14 protein-coding genes and 1 pseudogene are annotated in these 15,329 nt (G+C 61.3%); 6 read left to right on the top strand and 9 right to left on the bottom strand.

Annotation, left to right across the window (positions count from 1 at the left end):
• From EOA85_RS10455 to EOA85_RS10445, 3 genes and pseudogenes are all read left to right on the top strand, one after another.
• Positions 1 to 1,016, top strand: a pseudogene (locus tag EOA85_RS10455) (sugar ABC transporter substrate-binding protein); the annotation flags it as partial.
• Between the two features lie 100 nt (positions 1,017 to 1,116).
• Positions 1,117 to 2,238, top strand: a complete 1,122-nt coding sequence (locus tag EOA85_RS10450; RefSeq protein ID WP_127209351.1) for a sugar ABC transporter permease — start codon at positions 1,117 to 1,119, stop codon at positions 2,236 to 2,238.
• Between the two features lie 13 nt (positions 2,239 to 2,251).
• Positions 2,252 to 3,169: a carbohydrate ABC transporter permease gene (locus EOA85_RS10445; protein ID WP_029353494.1), complete on the top strand. Its 918-nt coding sequence runs from the start codon at positions 2,252 to 2,254 to the stop codon at positions 3,167 to 3,169.
• A gap of 45 nt (positions 3,170 to 3,214) precedes the next feature.
• Here EOA85_RS10445 and EOA85_RS10440 read toward each other — a convergent pair whose 3' ends face one another.
• Together EOA85_RS10440 and EOA85_RS37400 are read right to left on the bottom strand one after the other, a co-directional pair.
• Entirely contained in the window at positions 3,215 to 3,958 is a 744-nt protein-coding gene (locus EOA85_RS10440; RefSeq protein WP_127209350.1) for a creatininase family protein, read from the bottom strand.
• 5 nt (positions 3,959 to 3,963) lie between these two features.
• Positions 3,964 to 4,104: a hypothetical protein gene (locus EOA85_RS37400; RefSeq protein WP_164759587.1), complete on the bottom strand. Its 141-nt coding sequence runs from the start codon at positions 4,102 to 4,104 to the stop codon at positions 3,964 to 3,966.
• A gap of 133 nt (positions 4,105 to 4,237) precedes the next feature.
• Between EOA85_RS37400 and EOA85_RS10435 the strand changes: the two genes are divergently transcribed.
• Positions 4,238 to 5,260 carry an aldo/keto reductase gene (locus EOA85_RS10435; protein WP_127209349.1) on the top strand — a complete coding sequence of 341 codons (1,023 nt, stop codon included), beginning with the start codon at positions 4,238 to 4,240 and terminating at the stop codon, positions 5,258 to 5,260.
• Between the two features lie 87 nt (positions 5,261 to 5,347).
• Here the strand turns inward: EOA85_RS10435 and EOA85_RS10430 are convergent, their stop codons facing one another.
• The 4 genes from EOA85_RS10430 to clpP form a co-directional block, all read right to left on the bottom strand.
• Entirely contained in the window at positions 5,348 to 5,620 is a 273-nt protein-coding gene (locus tag EOA85_RS10430) for an HU family DNA-binding protein (protein WP_023798342.1), read from the bottom strand.
• Positions 5,621 to 5,814: 194 nt separating this feature from the next.
• The gene (lon, locus tag EOA85_RS10425) at positions 5,815 to 8,226 is read right to left on the bottom strand and encodes an endopeptidase La (protein ID WP_127209348.1); all 2,412 of its coding nucleotides are present in this window, start codon (positions 8,224 to 8,226) and stop codon (positions 5,815 to 5,817) included.
• Positions 8,227 to 8,510: 284 nt separating this feature from the next.
• Positions 8,511 to 9,785 carry an ATP-dependent Clp protease ATP-binding subunit ClpX gene (gene clpX, locus EOA85_RS10420; RefSeq protein ID WP_029353486.1) on the bottom strand — a complete coding sequence of 425 codons (1,275 nt, stop codon included), beginning with the start codon at positions 9,783 to 9,785 and terminating at the stop codon, positions 8,511 to 8,513.
• Between the two features lie 295 nt (positions 9,786 to 10,080).
• Positions 10,081 to 10,710, bottom strand: a complete 630-nt coding sequence (gene clpP / locus EOA85_RS10415) for an ATP-dependent Clp endopeptidase proteolytic subunit ClpP (protein WP_065008095.1) — start codon at positions 10,708 to 10,710, stop codon at positions 10,081 to 10,083.
• Positions 10,711 to 11,040: 330 nt separating this feature from the next.
• Here clpP and EOA85_RS10410 point away from each other — a divergent pair, with 330 nt between their 5' ends.
• A complete protein-coding gene (locus tag EOA85_RS10410; protein WP_127209347.1) occupies positions 11,041 to 11,631 on the top strand; it encodes a hypothetical protein in 591 nt (196 codons plus the stop codon).
• 1 nt (position 11,632) lies between these two features.
• Here EOA85_RS10410 and EOA85_RS10405 read toward each other — a convergent pair whose 3' ends face one another.
• Positions 11,633 to 12,730 (bottom strand): FAD-dependent oxidoreductase, encoded by a 1,098-nt coding sequence (locus EOA85_RS10405; RefSeq protein WP_127209352.1) that lies wholly within the window; start codon positions 12,728 to 12,730, stop codon positions 11,633 to 11,635.
• Positions 12,731 to 12,986: 256 nt separating this feature from the next.
• Here EOA85_RS10405 and EOA85_RS10400 point away from each other — a divergent pair, with 256 nt between their 5' ends.
• Entirely contained in the window at positions 12,987 to 14,255 is a 1,269-nt protein-coding gene (locus tag EOA85_RS10400) for a cytochrome P450 (protein WP_127209346.1), read from the top strand.
• Here EOA85_RS10400 and EOA85_RS10395 read toward each other — a convergent pair.
• Both EOA85_RS10395 and EOA85_RS10390 read right to left on the bottom strand, forming a co-directional pair.
• Positions 14,245 to 14,595 carry a cupin domain-containing protein gene (locus EOA85_RS10395; RefSeq protein ID WP_127209345.1) on the bottom strand — a complete coding sequence of 117 codons (351 nt, stop codon included), beginning with the start codon at positions 14,593 to 14,595 and terminating at the stop codon, positions 14,245 to 14,247. The two genes, EOA85_RS10400 and EOA85_RS10395, sit on opposite strands and share 11 nt — an antisense overlap.
• Positions 14,596 to 14,616: 21 nt before the next feature.
• On the bottom strand, positions 14,617 to 15,329 hold a 713-nt coding region (locus EOA85_RS10390; protein WP_206523281.1), incomplete at its 5' end, for a PLP-dependent transferase.

Here is a 15,329-nt window from a genome sequence, read left to right as displayed (position 1 = left end):
ATGCCGGACTGGCAGAAGCCTGGAAAGCTGACAGCGGTGACAAGGCGGGCCTCACGGAATGGGGTGTGCCGAAGACCTGGCAGCAGGTTCAGGCGGTGACCAAATTCCTCAAGGGCAAGCAGTTCCAGGGGCAGGACGTCTTTGGTTATCTCGACGCGCCCAAGCCCTGGGGCGGTTTCGGTTTCTATTTCCTCGGCAGCCGCGCTTCCGCCTATGCCAAGCATCCCGACGACAAGGCCTGGCTGTTCGATCCGGATACGATGAAACCGCGCGTCAACAACCCAGCCTGGGTGCGTGCGATCCAGGACGTGATCGATGCGCTGCCTTCCGAACCACCGGACCAGATCAATGCCGATCCGAACCAGACCTGTTTCTCGCAATTCCTGGGCGGCACCGGCTCGATGCTGGCCTGGTGGGGAGACGCCGGCTCGAATGCGAAGACCAACGACAGTTCGGTGGTCGGCGACGTCACCGGCTTCTCGATCTTGCCCGGCTCTGACGATGTCTACAATTCGAAGACAGGCGCCTGGGACAAGCTCGCCAGCGGTCCGAACTATGCACCGAACTGCGCCTATCTCGGCTGGGGCGTCTATGTCATGGCCCGCGTCGATTCCGACGAAAAGAAGAAAAAGGCGGCATGGTCCGCCGCCGCCCATCTCGGCGGTAAGGACCTGTCGCTCTGGTGCGCAGCGTACCCATCGGGCTTTCAACCCTACCGCAACTCGCATTTCGACATTCCGGAATGGGTGGCGGCCGGTTACGACGAGGCGTTCATCACCTCGTATCTGAAGTCGGAGGCCGACAGCTACAACCATCCGAACGCGGCGATCGAACCGCGCATCCCCGGCATCTTCCAGTATTACAGCGCCGCCGAGGACATTCTGGCCAACACGTTCGCCGGCAAGATGACGGCGCAGGAAGGCGCCGATGCCATCGCAGCCGCCTGGGAGAAGCTGACCGACCAGATCGGCCGCGAAAACCAAATCAAGCTCTACAAGGCCTCGCTCGGCATGTAGGCTGAGACTATGGTGAACCTTGGTCCGGCGACGCAAAGCCGCCGGACTGCACCTTGACCGGCCAGCCGGTCATGAAGCCTTCAGTGAACGGACGAGACGCGTGGCTGAACAGACCTTGCCCACCGATGCGTGGCCGGCAAACGCCGCTCCATCCGATCTGATCTCGCCGGGCCGCAAGCGGCTCGGCCGCGCGTTGATGGCCGCTGCGACGCTCGGCCTGCTGGCAGTGATCGCAGTTCAGATCCTCTACAAGACCGAGGTCGACACGATCGGCTTCGAGACATGGCGGCCGGTCGTCTATGCCTATGTGCTGTGGGGCGTTGCGCTTGGTATCGGCCAGGTGCTGACGCGTGGCGAAGACGGCCAGCGCGCGCTGTTCCTGCTACCGGCGCTTTTGTTCACCATTGCCATGGTGATCTTCCCGACACTGTTCGGCTTCTACATCGCGCTGACCGACTGGAATCTCTCTTCGTTCGCCGGCCGCAAGTTCAACGGGCTCGACAATTTCTGGCAGATGCTGGCCGACCCCTACTACCGCAACGCGCTGTTCAACATGGTGCTCTATGTGCTCGCGGTCTTTGTCGAATATGTCATCGCCTTCGGGCTGGCGCTGCTGCTCAACGCGCAAATCCGGGCGCGCAAATTCTTCCGCGTCGTCTTCCTGCTGCCGCTGATGCTGTCGCCGGTCGCGGTGTCGTGGATGATCGGCAAATCGCTGATGGAATACCGCTTCGGCCCGGCCGCAACGCTGGCGCGCTATCTCGGCTGGGACAATCCGACCTTCTTCTCGAATCCGATCACCGCCCGCATCTCGATCATGGTGCTCGATGCCTGGACCTTCATCCCTTTCATGATGATCATGCTGCTCGCCGGCCTGCAGGCGATGTCACGCGAGGTGCTCGAGGCCGCCAGGGTAGACGGCGCCAATGCCTGGCAGACCTTCTGGCAGGTCACCTTCCCGCTAATGCTGCCGGTTTCGGTGACGGCGGTCATCCTGCGCATCATCTTCAAGCTGAAGCTTGCCGACATTATCATCACCGTCACCTCGGGCGGCCCAGGCGGCGCGACCGATTCCGTCTCGAGCTTCATCTATCGCGAGTATCGCGACCGCTCGAATGTCGGGTACGGCACCATGCTGGCGATGGCCTACCTCATCATCATCATCGTGTTCGTGACGTGGCTGTTGAAATTCGCCAACCGCTTCGTGCGCAACGTCAATTGAATGGGGCGGTGACATGAGCGTCCAGACCACCGAGTATGCCGCTTCCGAAATCCGCTCGCCGGCGAGCTTTTTCGCGAACCGCGTCTTCATCTATGGGGCGCTGGTCTTCTGGGCCTTCATCTGCCTGTTCCCGATCTACTGGACAATAACCACCTCGTTCAAAACCGCGGTCGACGTCACCCAGGGCCATCTCATCCCGTTCGTCGACTTCCGGCCGGACTGGAAGGGTTGGCGCTCGCTCGGCCTGTCGCCCGACTCGATCTTCCGAACCTCGACAGTGCGCGACGAATTCATCAAGCGCTTCATGAATTCGGTCATCACCTCGGTCGGCGCGTCGAGCCTCGCCATCGTCATCGGCAGTCTCGCCGCATACGGCCTCACCCGCTACCGCTATCACTTCGCCTGGTTCAAAAACGAGGACATCTCCTTCTTTTTCCTGTCGCAGCTGATCCTGCCGCCGGTCGTGCTCGCCCTGCCCTTTCTCGTGCTGTACCGGGAAGTCGGCATGCTCGACACGCGCATCGGGCTGATCCTGCTCTACACGCTGATGGTGCTGCCGATCGTCATCTGGATCATGCGCGACCAGTTCAACTCGATCCCGGTCGAACTGGAGGAAGCAGCCCTCGTCGACGGCCTGTCGATCTGGGGCGCCTTCTTCCGCATTGTCATGCCGATTGCGCTGCCGGGCATGGTTGCCGCATTCATCCTGGCGATGGTGCTGTGCTGGAACGAGTATTTCTTCGCCGCACTTCTGACCTCGACCGACGCCAAGACCATTCCCGTGATGGTGGCGAGCCAGACCGGTTCGCAAGGCATCAACTGGTGGTCGATGGCGGCGCTGGCCACCGCCGCAATCACGCCGCTTGCCGTCATCGGCATCGCGCTGGAGCGCTATCTGATCATGGGCATGACCGCGGGCGCGGTGAAGTAGCGGCGCCTTCTTCCCTTCTCCCCTTTGGGAGAAGGCAGAGCCGCGTTAGGTCGACAATATCGCCCGCAAATGCTTGAGGATCATCGCGACGCCCTTTTGCCCCAGTTCAATCGAGGCCTCAGGGGCGCTCGCCGTGTACCATCCCGTATTGTCGGTAAAATTCCCGGCGTCCACCGCTTCCGGGCATAGCGCCAGCATCAGCGACGTCTCGCCGATGCCGGCATGATCGAACGGATACTGGCCGTTCATTGCTGCCGGCATCAGCGGATGCACCTGTATCCAGTTGAAGAAATTGGCGCCTTCGGCATGTTCGGCATAATAGCCTGCCATCGCCTCGGAGCCCCACCAGCCCTCGCCGCGCTCCTTCTCCAGAAAACGGAAGATCGCCTGGCGGCCGGCGGTCTTGAAGGCGAGATCGGTCGGCATGCCGGCAACAAAATTCTCGGTCTGGTGATGGATGATGGCGTGGATGTTGCGAAAGCCGATGCGCAGCAGGCTGTAGAACAGTTCATCCGCGAACGGCGCCAACGCATTTCCGCCGACCTGAACCGAGCCATTGCCCTCCGGCGGCGCCACAGCGTAGCTCGCCGCGCCATAATAGAACGGCGGCAGGATGACGATGTCGGCTTCTTTTTCGAACAGCTCCAGCATCTTGACGACTGCCAGCGTATCCATGCCGACGGCCATGTGCTCACCGTGGTATTCGAGCACGCCGAGCGGGAGCACGACCGGCCAGTTTTCGGCGGTCGCCTTGCGGATCTGGTGCGGCAGCATCAGCTCGTAGCGCATGACGCCTATTCCATGTTGGTTTGGCCGTCGGCGTCGATGCGGCTCTCGCCGATCCGAGCCACCACAGTGCCAAGCTCGTCGAGCACAGCCTCGAACAGGTTTTTGCCAGCATTGGAACCGGAGACCTGCCTGAATGTTTGTGCCATGTTTTTCCCCGAAGAGGTTGTTTTTGCTCATGCTATCACCGTGATAATCCGTGTCCAATGGATCGGAGTGCTTTTGCAGTGCCCCAGGCGTGATAGTGTCATGGCAATTGCGTAGGTGAGGAAACGGCAGGACATGAAGACACGGCATTTCGACCGCATCGGCAATGGCGGCATCGCGTTCACGGAACTCGGCTTCGGCACGGCGCCGCTGGGAAACCTCTATCGCGCTGTCTCCGACGAGGATGCCAACGCCACCTTGGAGACCGCCTGGCGAGTCGGCTGCCGTTACTACGACACCGCGCCACTCTACGGGCTTGGCCTGTCGGAAACGCGACTCAATCCGTTCCTGCGTTCGAAAAAGCGCGACGACTTGGTGCTGTCGAGCAAAGTCGGCCGCATTATGCGCGCCTGCCCGCCGGACCAACGCACCGGCATCGGCAAGTTCTTCGACACGCCGTCGCGCCGCGAGGTCTACGACTACAGCTATGACGGCGTCATGCGCTCCTTCGAAGCCTCGCTCGAGCGCCTCGGCGTCGACCGCATCGACATCCTTTTCGTGCATGATCTCGACATCTTCACCCATGGCAGCAAGGAGGCCTCGGACCAATGCATCGAGGAGTTCATGCGCTCGGGCTATTACGGGCTGCTGGCCTTGCGTGACCAGGGCGTCATCAAGGCATTCGGCGGCGGCATCAACGAATGGCAGGTTGCCCAGACACTTGCCGAGCGTGGCGACTTCGACCTTTTCCTGCTTGCCGGGCGCTATACGCTGCTGGAGCAGGAGGCGCTGCAATCCTTCCTGCCGCTATGCCAGAAGCGCGGCATCGGCATCGTTCTCGGCGGTCCGTATAATTCCGGCATCCTGGCAACCGGACCGAAGCCCGGCGCCTATTACAATTATTCCGAGGCGCCGCAGGACATCCTCGACCGCGTCGCGCGCATCGAGGCCATTTGCAAACGCCACGGCGTGCACCTGATAGAGGCGGCATTGCAATTTCCGCTGCTGCACCCTTCGGTCGTGTCGGTGATCCCCGGCGGCCAGTGGCCGAGCGAGGTCGAAAGCAACCGGTCGCTGCTCGACGCGAAACTGCCATCAGCACTCTGGGCCGATCTCAAAAAGGAAGGGCTGATGCGCGCGGATGCGCCGACGGCATAGAGCCGTCCGCTGCCCGCCAAAGCGGGTGCATAGGAAAAGCCGGGGAATGCCCGGCTTTTCTGGTCTCTGAAAAGGGTAAGAAGGCGCTTAGTTGACTGCGTCCTTGAGGCCCTTGCCGGCCGAAAACTTCGGCACGGTGCGCGCCGGAATCTGCACTTCCGCGCCGGTCTGCGGATTGCGGCCGGTCGAGGCAGCGCGTTTTGACACTGTGAAATTTCCGAAGCCGACAAGCCGGACATCGCCGCCCTTCTTCAGTTCGCCGGTGATGACGGAGAACACCGCATCAACCGCCGACTGCGCGTCACCCTTCGAAATACTCGCGGCATCGGCGACAGCGGACACCAGTTCGTTCTTGTTCATAAAAATTCCCTTCCATGAGAAACCGGAACGTACGACTCATCCGGCAGGAAACGGACTTTAGAAAGAAGCGCTTCCGCAACCAAGTCGAAAAGCGTCAAACGAGTCGAAAAAACCCCGGAATTCCGGGGTTTTTCACATGAAAAAGCCGGGCGCTAGGCCCGGCTCTCTCTTGTGCATTGCAACTTTAGCAGCAGCTAATGGGCGAGTGACTTGCCGGCGTCGTCCCCGGCATCCACCGCAGCCGGCGCATTGGCTGGTTCGACCCAGTCGATCGGCTCCGGCATACGCACCAGCGCATGGCGCAAGACTTCACCAACCCGCGCGACCGGAACGATCTCCATACCGTTCTTTACGTTGTCCGGAATCTCCGCCAGATCCTTGGCGTTGTCTTCCGGGATCAGCACCTTCTTGATGCCGCCGCGCAACGCTGCGAGCAGTTTCTCCTTGAGCCCGCCGATCGGCAGCACCCTGCCGCGTAGCGTGATCTCGCCGGTCATCGCCACATCGGCCCTGACCGGGATGCCGGTCAGCACCGAGACGATCGCCGTCGCCATCGCCACACCCGCCGACGGTCCGTCCTTGGGCGTTGCGCCCTCGGGCACGTGGACGTGGATGTCGCGCTTGTCGAACAGCGGCGGCTCGACGCCGAAATCGATAGCCCGCGAGCGGACGTAGGAGGCCGCCGCCGAGATCGATTCCTTCATCACGTCGCGCAGATTGCCGGTCACGGTCATGCGGCCCTTGCCGGGCATCATGACACCTTCGATCGTCAGCAACTCGCCGCCGACTTCCGTCCAGGCAAGCCCGGTGACGACGCCAACCTGATCGTCGGCCTCGACCTGACCGAAGCGGAAGCGCGGAACACCAAGGTAATCGGCGAGATTGTCCGCCGAGATGTCGACCGTCTTCTTCTTGGTCTTCAGGATCTCTGTCACCGCCTTGCGGCCGAGCTTCATCAGCTCGCGTTCCAGGCTCCTGACGCCTGCTTCACGGGTGTAGGTCTGGATGATGCCGCGGATCGCGTCCTCGCCGACGGAGAACTCCTTCGGCTGCAGGGCGTGATCGCGGATCACCTTGGGCATCAGGTGACGCTTGGCGATCTCGATCTTCTCGTCCTCGGTGTAGCCGGCGATACGGATGATCTCCATGCGATCCATCAAGGGCGCAGGAATGTTCAGCGTGTTCGCCGTCGTCACGAACATCACACTCGACAGGTCGTATTCGACCTCGAGGTAGTGGTCCATGAACGTCGAGTTCTGCTCGGGATCGAGCACCTCAAGCAAGGCCGACGACGGGTCGCCGCGGAAATCCTGGCCCATCTTGTCGATCTCGTCGAGCAGGAAGAGCGGGTTGGACTTCTTCGCCTTCTTCATCGACTGGATGACCTTGCCGGGCATCGAGCCGATATAGGTGCGCCGGTGACCGCGGATCTCGGCCTCGTCGCGAACGCCGCCCAGCGCCATGCGGATAAACTCGCGGCCGGTCGCCTTGGCGATCGACTTGCCGAGCGAGGTCTTGCCGACGCCGGGAGGTCCGACGAGGCACAGGATCGGCCCCTTCAGCTTCTTCTGGCGGCTCTGCACGGCGAGATATTCGACGATACGGTCCTTGACCTTGTCGAGGCCGAAATGGTCGGTGTCGAGCACGTTCTGCGCGAAGGCCAGATCCTGCTTGACCTTGGAGTTTTTGCCCCACGGTATCGACAGGATCCAGTCGAGATAATTGCGCACGACAGTCGATTCAGCCGACATCGGCGACATCGTCCGCAACTTCTTCAGTTCGGCTTCCGCTTTTTCGCGGGCCTCCTTGGAGAGCTTGGTCTTCTTGATGCGCGCCTCGATCTCGGCGGCCTCGTCGCGGCCGTCCTCGCCCTCGCCGAGCTCCTTCTGGATCGCCTTCATCTGCTCGTTGAGGTAGTATTCGCGCTGGGTCTTCTCCATCTGGCGCTTGACGCGCGAACGGATGCGCTTCTCCACCTGCAGGACGGAGATTTCGGCTTCCATGAAGCCCATCGCCTTTTCCAGCCGCTCCTTGACCGAAAGCGTGGCCAGCATCTCCTGCTTCTCGGGGATCTTGATGGCAAGATGCGAGGCAACCGTATCGGCGAGCTTGGAATAGTCGTCGATCTGGCTGGCGGCACCCACCACTTCGGGCGAGATCTTCTTGTTCAGCTTGACGTAGTTCTCGAAGTCGGTGACGACGGAACGGGCCAGCGCCTCGACCTCGACCTCTTCCTCATCCGGTTCGACCAGCGCCGTGGCGCGGGCCTCGTGGAAGTCGGGACGGTCGGTGAACGAAACGATTTTCGCGCGCGAAGCGCCTTCCACCAGCACCTTCACGGTGCCGTCCGGCAGCTTCAGCAATTGCAGCACATTGGCGAGCGTGCCGATGTCGAAGATGGCATCGGCCTCGGGATCGTCATCGGCGGCATTCATCTGGGTCGCAAGCAGGATCTGCTTTTCCTGACCCATCACCTCCTCCAGCGCCTTGATCGACTTTTCACGCCCGACGAAGAGCGGAACGATCATGTGCGGGAACACCACGATGTCGCGCAGTGGGAGGACTGCGAAGACGCCGTCGCTGGGAGCCCTGGATATTTTGGCCATTGTCCAACCTTTCTTGTCGCGACTGCCAATCGGCCAACCGCGAATCTCATATTAACGACCGAGGATCGTTCCGCCTACCACCGTTTGTGACGGGAGTTTTACAGCACAGAATTCGGCACCCCGGCCTTCCTCAGTTAGTTGGAGGCACAGGGGGCAAAGATCAAGGGTCAACACGAAACCGTTCATCCAATCTGTCACAATCCGTTCATCATAAGTCGGCCCGTCCGCAAAGCAAAACGGCGCCTCACGGCGCCGTTTGAAGAATTCCACTGCAGGGGCTCACGTCAGGCGCTGACGTTGCCCTTTTTTTCCTTCTGCTCGGAATAGATGTAGAGCGGCCTGGCGTTACCGGACACCACCTCTTCCGAAATAACCACTTCGCGCACGCCTTCCAGCGCCGGCAGTTCGAACATCGTGTCGAGCAGGATCGCTTCCATGATCGAGCGCAGGCCGCGCGCGCCGGTCTTGCGCTCGATGGCGCGCTTGGCGATCGCCGACAGCGCATTCTCATGGAAGGTCAGATCGACATTCTCCATCTCGAACAGCCGCTGGTACTGCTTGACCAGCGCGTTCTTCGGCTCGGTCAGGATCTGGATCAGCGCCGGCTCGTCGAGGTCCTCCAGCGTCGCCAGGACTGGCAGACGGCCGACAAACTCGGGAATGAGGCCGAACTTCAACAGATCCTCAGGCTCGACCAGGCGGAAAACGTCTCCGGTGCGGCGATCCTCGGGCGAAGCGACGGTGGCGCCGAAGCCGATCGACGTCTTGCGGCCGCGATCCGAGATGATCTTGTCGAGGCCGGCGAAGGCGCCGCCGCAGATGAACAGGATGTTGGCGGTGTCAACCTGCAGGAATTCCTGCTGAGGATGCTTCCTGCCGCCCTGCGGCGGTACGGAAGCGACCGTACCTTCCATGATCTTCAACAGCGCCTGCTGGACGCCCTCGCCCGACACATCGCGGGTGATCGAAGGATTGTCCGACTTGCGCGAGATCTTGTCGATCTCGTCGATATAGACGATGCCGCGCTGGGCTCGCTCGACATTGTAGTCGGCCGACTGCAAGAGCTTCAGGATGATGTTCTCGACATCCTCGCCGACATAGCCGGCCTCGGTCAGCGTCGTCGCATCGGCCATGGTGAACGGCACGTCGATGATGCGGGCCAGCGTCTGCGCAAGCAGCGTCTTGCCGCAACCGGTCGGGCCGATCAGCAAAATGTTGGACTTCGCCAGCTCGACGTCATTGTTCTTGCCGGCATGAGCGAGGCGCTTGTAGTGGTTGTGGACGGCTACCGACAGCACGCGCTTGGCGTAGGGCTGGCCGATGACGTAGTCGTCGAGAACCTTGAGGATCTCCTGCGGGGTCGGCACGCCCTCGCGTGACTTCACCATCGAGGTCTTGTTCTCCTCGCGGATGATGTCCATGCAGAGCTCGACGCATTCGTCGCAGATGAACACCGTCGGGCCGGCGATCAGCTTGCGCACTTCGTGCTGGCTTTTGCCGCAAAACGAGCAATAAAGCGTGTTCTTGGAATCACCGCCGTTGTTGCCGACCTTGCTCATTTTCATGTCCTTTCATAGCCGCCCGCCGATGGTCTGGTTGAAAGGGCGCATATCTCAATCTATCGCGGGAAATCGCCGCCGCCAGTATTCCGGCTCCCGCAACGCATTCCGTACGAAACACATACCAGAAAACGTCGCAATGATTCGCACCAACCCCGCACAAAGCTAAGCCGTCGAAAATCAACATAGGCTTAACGTAGGCAATTGCTCCCGTCGAGGGAACAGCCAATTGTGGCCGAAATGCCGCAAGCGGCATCAAAAAGCGGGTTTTCCCACCGGCCAACTGCAACCGGTCTTATGTGGCAATACCTTCGAGCGGCTCACGCGACGAAATGACCTTGTCGATGAGGCCGAAATCCTTGGCCTCGTCGGCGGTCATGAAGTGGTCACGGTCGAGCGTCTTTTCGATCTCGTCGTAGCTCTTGCCGGTGTGCTTGACGTAGACCTCGTTGAGACGACGCTTCAGCTTGATGATATCCTGGGCGTGGCGCTCGATGTCGGAAGCCTGGCCCTGGAAGCCACCGGAAGGCTGATGGACCATGATGCGGGCATTCGGCGTAGCGAAGCGCATGCCATTCTCGCCTGCGGTGAGGAGCAGCGAGCCCATCGAGGCGGCCTGGCCGATGCACAGCGTCGCCACCGCCGGCTTGATGAACTGCATGGTGTCGTAGATCGCCATGCCCGAGGTGACGACGCCACCGGGCGAATTGATGTAGAGGTTGATTTCCTTCTTCGGATTCTCCGCTTCGAGGAACAGAAGCTGCGCGCAGACCAGCGTCGCCATGCCGTCCTCGACCGGACCGGTGATGAAAATGATGCGCTCTTTCAGGAGTCGCGAGAAAATGTCGTAGGCCCGCTCGCCGCGATTGGTCTGCTCGACCACCATCGGAACGAGGTTCATGTAGGTTTCGACGGGGTTCTTCATGGATTATCCCTTATTGCGAGATGGGATTCCGGCGCCGGGAGATTAGCAAATCGGGCAGAATCGGTTTTGGATCGTTATCCTGTAAATAGGATGTCGGCTCACCCTAGCGCAAGGCCGCCCCTCCTAGCCATCCGGTTAAGTCGAATCAAGGTTTCTGCACAGGATTCGCCCGAGGCTGCGTCGGCGCTAAAGCGGTGTGGCTGCGCTGCCGAGTAGCACTTTCTTAACCGCGTCGCTTAACGAAACATTTCGAAACTGCTTTCCCGCGATGGCGCTTCCCCTACAATTCAACGTTGAGCTTGCGCTGAAGGTTCAAACAGGGGGAGTGCCATGATCAGGAAAACTGCTTCCTCGGCCCTCGCCAGCCTTGCTGTTTTCGGCATGGTGTCCGAAACGGCTGCCGGCGGACGCGCCGTCGAATGCTACGAGCCGGTCAACAGGCCGTCCGTTTACGACACCGTCCATGAAAAGGTGCTGGTCAGCCCCGGTGGCCAGATCGTCGACTACGATCCGCCAATCTACGGCACGCGCGAGAGCGTGGAGCAGATCGCTCCGGCCCGCGTCACTTACGAGGTGGTGCCGGCCGCCACGCGCACCGTCTACCACGCGGTCAAGGTAGACGACGGCGGCTATGCCTGGGAATGGCGCATAATCCACGGCCGCAAAGTGCTGTGCAAGGTGTGGCGCAAGCCCCGATATGGGCGGGTCGCCGAAACCGTGGTGGTTGAACCCGAACGCACAAGGCGCGTGGTCATCTCTGCCGAGTATGAAAGCGTGGCCCGAGAGGTGCTGGTACGGCCCGAGCAGCGGCGTGTCATCGAAATCTCCCCGTCCTACCAGACGGTGGTACGGCGAGTGCTGGTCAGGGAAGGTTCGTCGGGCTGGCGGCGCGTTCATATGCCAAGGCATTGCCGGTATTAGGTCACACCGCCCGCAGCCAAGCCTTCAAGCCGGCGACGTCGTCATTGCCGACCGTCGCCGCCACGCGCCTGCCGACCGCCGCGCCGAACTTGTAGCCGTGGCCGGAGCAGGCCGAGACAACAAGGCATCTGCCTTTTTCATGAGCCAGAAATTTCTCGTCGGCGGTGAAGGTGTAGGCGCAGGTGACGACCTCGGTGATCTTGTATTCTTCGACACGGGCGATCGGCGGCGAAAACAGGTCGCGGATCGCCTCACCCTCGCCCGGCACCGGCTGGCGGTTCCAGTCGGCGTCGCTGGTCGGCACCCTGTGCAGCCCTGAGCCGAATTTCATGCCGGCGCCGCCGGACGGCGGGATCACGTAGCCGTCGACAGCGCCGCCGACATTCAGGATTACGGGGGCTGCCTGCCATGCCGCTTTCAGATCCGCCGGTGGTTCGACATAGGCGAGCGCCGTGCGCCAGGTCTTCAGTTCGCCGTCCAGTTCAGGAAACAGTTTCAGCACCCAGGCGCCGGCGGCGACGACGATGCGGTCGGCCTGCATCGTCTCGCCGCTTTCAAGCACGATGCGGCCGGCCTCGGCGTCAACTTCCACCACCTTGCTGTTTTCGTAGACATTGGCGTGGTTCACGCGCAGCCATCTAGCGAGGCGGGTCGCAATCTTGCGACAATGCAGCGCACCGCCGTCTGGTGAAAAAAACGCGTAGCGAAACGAGCCGGGCTCCAGGAACGGCCAGCGTTTAGCCGCGGCGTCCGGCTCGAACAGTTCGAATGGATAGTTCCCGGCTTCCATGCCTTCGCGGTATTCCTCGGCTTCGTCTCCCGGCTCCCGCGAAATGCAGATGAAGCCGCGCGGATCGAGATGGTTTTCGCCGAGATCGGCCCACATCTCGTCCCAGGCCTCATAGGCTTCGGTGATCAGCCTGCCATAGCCCGCCGCTGCGCCATAGGCGCGGCGGATGATGCGATGATGATCGCCCGAGGCAGCCAGCGGATTGGGAATCGGTCCCTGCTCGACGATCGAGACCCGGTGCCCAGCTTTGGCCAGCGACCACGCCGTCGACAGCCCTGCAATGCCTGCGCCAACCACGATCACATTCATCAAGTCAGTCTTTCCGCAGCCGCTTCGGCCGGCTCAACGCGCTTTTGTGCATGTCATTGTCCCAAAACCGCTTCACACTTTTGGGCGACATGCATCGGATTGTCGTGCGCCAACATACGGTCTGGCGCCAAGCTGGCAAGCCTTGGAGCGCCGCGCGTCGATGGACGCGCAAAGGACGCTCCAACACTTTGAATCCGCGCATGATCCTTTCCGAAAACCGATTCCGGTTTTCGGGGTCATGCGCTAATGATCCAGAATGACCGATTTGGTACCACCAACTTACCTGGCCTTCGATCAAGCCACCCGCCATGTGCAGCTCGATCCGCACGAGCCGGCTTTCTTCCAGAATCCCTGTGAGGCCTATGCCTTTATGCACGGCCGATCGAATGTCATCTTCTGGGAAGAGTTCGGCTTCTGGTGCTTTGGCGGCTTCGACGACGTCAACCGGCTGCTGCGCGATCGCCGCTTCGGCCGCCAGAACCCGGCCGGCATCCCTGACCGCCGGAGCATAGACCAGGACCGCACGCATCTCAGCGCCTTCGACGGCATCGAGGCCAATTCGATGCTGGAACTGGAACCGCCCGTTCACACCAGGCTCAGAACGCTGGTCAACCGCGCCTTCGTCTCGCGTCAGGTCGAGCGGCTCAGGCCGCGCGTAGAGGCGCTGGCCAACGAGCTGATCGACCGTTTCGAACCGGGCCAGGTCGACCTGCTGCCGGCTTTCGCATCGCCTTTGCCGATCACCATCATTGCCGAAATGCTCGGCGTGCCGGTCGAGATGGGGCCGCAACTGCTCGACTGGTCGCATCAGATGGTCGCCATGTACATGCATGGCCGCACACGTGAGACGGAAGAGACGGCCAATCGCGCGGCGCGGGATTTTTCGGATTTCCTGCGCGGCTATGTTGCCGAGCGGCGCAAAAACCCCGGCGACGATCTGTTGTCGCTGCTGATCTCGGCGCAGGACGATGGCCAAAAACTCTCCGAGGACGAACTGGTGTCCTCGGCTGTCCTGCTGCTCAATGCCGGCCACGAGGCGACCGTCCACCAGACCGGCAATGCGGTGCACGCGATCCTCGCGCAAGGCGGCGACCCCCGCCGCTTCTTCACTTCGCCACAAAAGACAGCCGCCACGGTCGAAGAATGCCTGCGCTTCGACGCGCCGCTGCACATGTTCACGCGCTATGCCTATGAAAAGATCGAGGTGGGTGCCGGTGTCATCGTGCGGCCGGGCGAGACGATCGGCCTGCTGCTCGGTATGGCCAACCACGACCCGGCGGCGTTTGCCGAACCCTTCGCCTTCAGGCCGGATCGTGCGGACCAGAAGAACGTCTCGTTCGGCGCCGGCATTCATTTCTGCATCGGCGCGCCGCTCGCCCGGCTCGAATTGCAGGTATCGCTGAAAACCCTGTTCGACCGGCTACCGCAGCTCTATCTCGCCGAACAGCCGCGCTTTCGCGACACCTATCATTTCCATGGGCTGGAAACGCTCGCCGTGCACACCGGACAAGTGATCAAAGCTTGATCACATACTCCTTGCGAGTCGTTTCAAGCACTTCCCAGCTGCCCTTAAAGCCCGGCCTGAGCACGAAACTGTCGCCGGCCCTGACGGTGCGCTCCTCCCCGCCCTCCTCAGCGACCACTGAAACGCCCGACAGGATGTGGCAGAACTCCCACTCGTCATATTCGATGCGCCATTTGCCCGGGGTCGCCTCCCAGATGCCGGCATAGAGCCCGCCGTCGCGTTCCTCGACATTCCAGGTGCGAAATTTCGGATCGCCTGAAATCAGACGATCCGGCGCCGGCGCGCCAAGTTCCGGTTCGATGCTGTCGACATTGACGGAAAGAAATTTCGGCGCCGTCATGGAAGCTCCTTCCAGGCAGAATCAAACGTTGGCGAGAGCCTGTTCCAGATCGGCGACGATGTCGTTGACATCCTCGATGCCAATCGAGAGCCTGACCGTATCCGGCCCAGCGCCTGCCGCGACCTTCTGCTCGTCGGACAGCTGCCGATGCGTGGTCGATGCCGGATGGATGACCAGCGACTTGGTGTCGCCGACATTGGCAAGGTGCGAGAACAGTTCGAGCGCCTCTACGAGTTTGATGCCTGCCGTATAGCCGCCCTTCAGGCCGAAGGTGAACACGGCACCGGCGCCAAGCGGCGAGTACTTCTTCTGCAGCGCATTGTTCTTGTCACTGGGCAGGCCAGGATAGGACACCCAGGCGACCTTTGGGTGGTTAGACAGCCACCCGGCGACGGTGACCGCATTGTCGCAATGGCGCTGCATCCTGAGCGGCAGGGTTTCCAGCCCGGTCAGGATCAGGAATGCATTAACGGGCGAGATCGCCGGGCCCATGTCGCGCAGGCCAAGCACGCGCGCGGCAATGGCGAAAGCGAAATTGCCGAAGGTTTCGTGCAAGACGAGGCCGCCATATTCGGGGCGCGGCTCCGATAGCATCGGATATTTGCCGGATTTCGACCAGTCGAAGGTGCCGCCGTCGACAATGGCGCCGCCGATCGAATTGCCGTGGCCGCCGATGAACTTGGTCAGCGAATGCACGACAATGTCGGCGCCATGCTCGATTGGCCGCACCAGAT

This window comes from Mesorhizobium sp. M5C.F.Ca.IN.020.29.1.1 (genome assembly GCF_003997375.1).
In the GTDB taxonomy this organism is placed as follows: Bacteria; Pseudomonadota; Alphaproteobacteria; order Rhizobiales; family Rhizobiaceae; genus Mesorhizobium; species Mesorhizobium wenxiniae.
The sequence above is the reverse complement of the archived record's forward strand: the minus strand, read 5'-3'. Positions and strand labels throughout refer to the sequence as shown.